Annotated in this window: 4 protein-coding genes; all 4 read right to left on the bottom strand. The window is 68.0% G+C overall.

Going from position 1 to position 3,990, the window contains the following annotated elements; genetic code table 11:
* Nucleotides 1-677: ATP-dependent metallopeptidase FtsH/Yme1/Tma family protein (locus tag QZ378_RS12305; protein WP_291258475.1), on the bottom strand; the 677-nt coding region annotated here is incomplete at its 3' end.
* 46 nt (nt 678-723) lie between these two features.
* Complete coding sequence (hpt, locus tag QZ378_RS12300; protein ID WP_087240011.1) at nt 724-1,278, bottom strand: hypoxanthine phosphoribosyltransferase; 555 nt, start codon at nt 1,276-1,278, stop codon at nt 724-726.
* Between the two features lie 4 nt (nt 1,279-1,282).
* Nucleotides 1,283-2,671 (bottom strand): tRNA lysidine(34) synthetase TilS, encoded by a 1,389-nt coding sequence (gene tilS, locus QZ378_RS12295; RefSeq protein WP_291258474.1) that lies wholly within the window; start codon nt 2,669-2,671, stop codon nt 1,283-1,285.
* A 239-nt stretch (nt 2,672-2,910) separates the two neighbouring features.
* Nucleotides 2,911-3,990, bottom strand: a 1,080-nt coding sequence (gene dnaB / locus QZ378_RS12290) for a replicative DNA helicase (protein WP_291258473.1), incomplete at its 5' end; no start/stop codon positions are given.

The raw sequence follows: 3,990 nt of genomic DNA, 5'->3' as shown, positions 1-3,990 counted from the left end.
AGCAGGGTCTTGCCGGTGCCCGGCGGGCCCACCAGCAGCACGCCCTTGGGGATGCGGGCCCCCAGCTCCAGGTAGCGCTTGGGATCCTTCAGGAACTCCACAATCTCCTGGAGCTCCTCCTTCTCCTCCTCGGCGCCGGCCACGTCGGCGAAGGTGACCTTCTTCTGCTCGTCGGAGATGGTGCGGGTGCGGGCCCGGCCGAACCGGGCGGAGCGATCCACGCCGCCGCCTCCGCCGCCCCCGCCGCCGGCGCCGGCCTGCCGGAGGAACATGAAGTACCACAGCAGGAAGAACACCACAATGATGGCGATCCACGGCAGGAAGGACACCCAGAAGGGGGGAACCCACCCCTGGCGGTAGTCATAGTCCAGGATGATCCCGCTGCGGAACTGCTGGACGATCAGGTCGTTGAAGTCCTCCAGGAACTGGTCCCGGCTCCCCACGTCATAGGTGACGGTATACTGCCCGTCCTGGGGCTCTTTCAGGGTGAGGGTCACCCGGTTGTCCTCCAGTACCACGTTGGACACCTGCTGCTGCTCCAGCAGGCGGCGCACCTGGCCGTAGGTGGCCGGATCCCGGGCGTCGCTGCCGCCCCGGAGCGCGAAGATGGTCAGGAGCAGGATCACGGCGATGAGCAGGTAAAAGCCCACATCGCGGAGGCTTCCTCTGAATTTCAAGCTGGGCACACGTCCTTTCCGGGCAGATTCCGCCGTTCGGCGAAGCTCATTCGCCCCCGTACACCGAGGGCTTCAGCACCCCTATGTAGGGCAGGTTGCGGTATTTCTCATCGTAGTCCAGGCCGTACCCCACCACGAAGTAGTCGGGGATGGTGAACCCGGAGTAGTGCAGCTCCACCGGCTTGGTGCGGCGGGAGGGCTTATCCAGCAGGGTGCACAGCCGCACCGAGGCGGGCCGCCGGGCCTGGAGCAGCTGGAGCAGATAGCTCAGGGTGTTGCCGCTGTCCAGGATGTCCTCCACCACGATCAGATCCCTGCCCTCGATGTGCTCGCTGAGATCCTTGACAATCTTCACCTGGCCGGAGCTGGAGGTGCCCGAGCCGTAAGAGGACACGGCCATAAAGTCCACCGTGCAGGGCAGATGGATCTGGCGCACCAGATCCGCCATGAACACGAAGGAGCCCCGCAGCACGCTGACCAGCAGGGGCTCCTTCCCCGCGTAGTCCCGGTCGATCTCGGCGGCGATCTCCGCCACTCTCCGGCGCAGCTCCTCCTCGGAGAAGAGCACCCGCTCCACGTCCCTGTCCAGTAAATGTTCCATGTTGTCAGCCTCTCCCTTTATCATCTTTTTTCCAGAACAGAATTTCATAGGCGCTCTGGCCCGGCTGTGCGGTGCGCCCCTGGTCGGGGCCGAAGCCCGCCACGGCGGCCACGCCGCGGCCGTCGGCCAGCACCGGGATGCGCTCCCGCTCCCGCCGGGGCACCTTTTCGTCGATAAACAGCTTTTTCAGGCTCTTGGTTCCCCCCCGCCTGGGCAGCGAGATCTCGTCCCCCGTCTGCCTGGGCCGGAGCACCAGCGGCGGCGCCAGGGCCTCCCGGGCCAGGTAGAGGGCCCCGGGCTGCCGGTCGCTCCCGTCGGGGCAGCGCACCGGGCGGCAGCGCACCCGCCAGGGCGTGCCCGCCACCTCCGTCTCCCCGTCCAGCGCCAGGGGGGTGGGCAGGAAGGGGGGCAGGGGGGGCGACTGGGTGGTGAGCAGCAGCTCCTTGTACACCCGCTGGGCCAGACGCCCGCCGGGCAGGTGCACCACCGCGGAGGGGTCGTCCCCCCGGGCCAGACCCACCACCGCCTTCAGGTGGGCGGCGGAGCAGTTGACGGCCCCCCCGTCCCCCATCATCTCCAGCAGGCGGCGCACCGCCCGGGGGGCGATGGCCGCGGGCAGCTGGGCGATGTACCGGGCCTCGATGACCAGATCGTCCTCCGCCCACCGGGCGTTCCGGCAGGCCGCCGCGGCCTGGGCATTGAGAAAGTCGTCGTCGGCCCGGAGGTAGCCCATGGTCTCCGCCGCGCTCTCGGTGAGGCGGGGATTGAGCTGCCGCAGCACCGGCACCACCTGCCGCCGGATGCGGTTGCGGGCGTAGGCCTCGTCGGTGTTGGTGGAGTCCTCCACGTGGGGGACATGGTGCTCATCCAGGTAGGCCATGATGTCGGCGCGGGCGGTGGTGAGCAGGGGGCGCACAATGTCCCCCCGGCGGGGCGGGATGCCCGCCAGGCCGTGGAGCCCCGCCCCCCGCACCAGGTGGAGCAGCAGGGTCTCCAGATTGTCGTCGGCGCTGTGGGCGGTGGCGATGCGGTCGCACCCCGTGGTGTCCGCCACGGTGCGCAGGAACTCATAGCGCATCTGCCGGGCGGTCTCCTCCACCCCCAGGCCCCGCAGCTCGGCCTCCCGGCCCACGTCGCCCGCCCCCACGATGCAGGGGATGCCCCGCAGGGCGCACCACTCGGCCACAAAGGCGGCGTCCCGGTCGGATTCCGCCCCCCGCAGGCTGTGGTTGTAGTGGGCGGCGCTCACCCGGAAGCCCCCCTCCTTTGCCAAGGAGGAGAGCAGGTGGAGCAGGCACATGGAGTCCGCCCCGCCGGACACGGCGCACAGCACCGCGCCCCCCCGGGGCAGCATATCGTATTCCGCTGTCAGGGCTTTGACGGCTTCAATCATAGTTCTCCTTCTCAGCGGCCGGCATCTATGCCGGCCCTACGGCCTCGCAGAATTTCCGCCGCAGGCGGAAATCAAATCAAAATCTGTGCGGAGCAGGACATGCGCCTGCGCAGCACACCGCTGCTTGCTCCGCCACCGGCGGGCAACCACCCGCGCTGTGCGCGGGTGAGGGGGGTATCGAAAGCGGTTTCCTTGGGAACCGCTTTCGTATCCAGGGGGGAAGAATTCCCCCCTGGACGCTAGTATTCCTCGTGCCTCCGGTCAATACTGGAGAATGTCGTGTACTCCGGCAGCCACTGGAGCTCCACGGTGCGGGTCTCGCCGTGGCGGTTCTTGGCGATGATGCACTCGGCCAGATTGTGATTCTCGCTGTCGTCGTTGTAGTAGTCGTCCCGGTAGAGGAACATGACGATGTCGGCGTCCTGCTCGATGGCGCCGGACTCGCGCAGGTCGGAGAGCATGGGCCGCTTGTCGGAGCGGCTCTCCGGGCCGCGGGAGAGCTGGGACAGGCACACCACCGGCACGTTGAGCTCCTTGGCCATGATTTTCAGGGCCCGGGAGATGTCGGAGACGATCTGCTGGCGGTTGTCGCCGCTGCGCTGGGGTCCGCCGGCGGAGGTCATGAGCTGGAGGTAGTCTATGACCACCAGGCCCAGGTTATCCACCCGGCGGCATTTGGCGTTCATGTCCGCCACGGAGAGGGACGGGTTGTCGTCGATTAAGATCTGGGTCTGGTTCAGGGCGGCGGAGGCGGCGGCGATCTTGGTCCAGTCGTCCTCCCCCAGCTTGCCGGTGACCAGCTTCTTGTTGTCCACAAAGGACTCGCTGGAGATGAGGCGCATGCACAGCTGTTCCCGGCTCATCTCCAAAGAGAAGAACACCACCGTCTTGCCGGAGAACTTGCCCGCGTGGAGCAGCAGGTTCAGGGCGAAGGAGGTCTTGCCCATGCCCGGCCGGGCGGCCAGGAGGATCAGATCGGACTTGTTCAGGCCGGAGATGGCCATGTCCACGTCGGGCAGGCCGGTGGACAGGCCGGGCACCGCCTGGTCGCTGGCGGCCAGCTCGTTGAGCCGCTCGTACACCCCCAGGATCACGCTGGAGATGTGGGTCAGGCCCTGGGCGGCCCGGCCCTGCCGGATGGCGTAGATGCGCTGCTCCGCGGCCTCCAGCACCTCCTGGCCCGTGCCGGTGCCCTCCTGCACCAGGGCGGTCAGCTCCCCCGCCGTCTCGGCGATGCGCCGCAGCAGGGCCTTGTCCTTCACGATGGCCACGTACTCCTTCACGTTGGCCGCCGTGGGGGTGATCTCCATGAGCTGGAG

The organism is Flavonifractor sp. (genome assembly GCF_019422385.1).
In the GTDB taxonomy this organism is placed as follows: domain Bacteria; phylum Bacillota; class Clostridia; order Oscillospirales; family Oscillospiraceae; genus Flavonifractor; species Flavonifractor avistercoris.
Note: the sequence above shows the minus strand (reverse complement) of the source record. Positions and strands in the feature narration are given on the sequence as shown.

What these genes read in the sequence shown, in the direction of transcription:
- tilS (WP_291258474.1), bottom strand. Translation starts at nt 2,671, where the DNA reads ATGATTGAAGCCGTCAAAGCCCTGACAGCGGAATACGATATGCTGCCC.
- hpt (WP_087240011.1), bottom strand. Translation starts at nt 1,278, where the DNA reads ATGGAACATTTACTGGACAGGGACGTGGAGCGGGTGCTCTTCTCCGAG.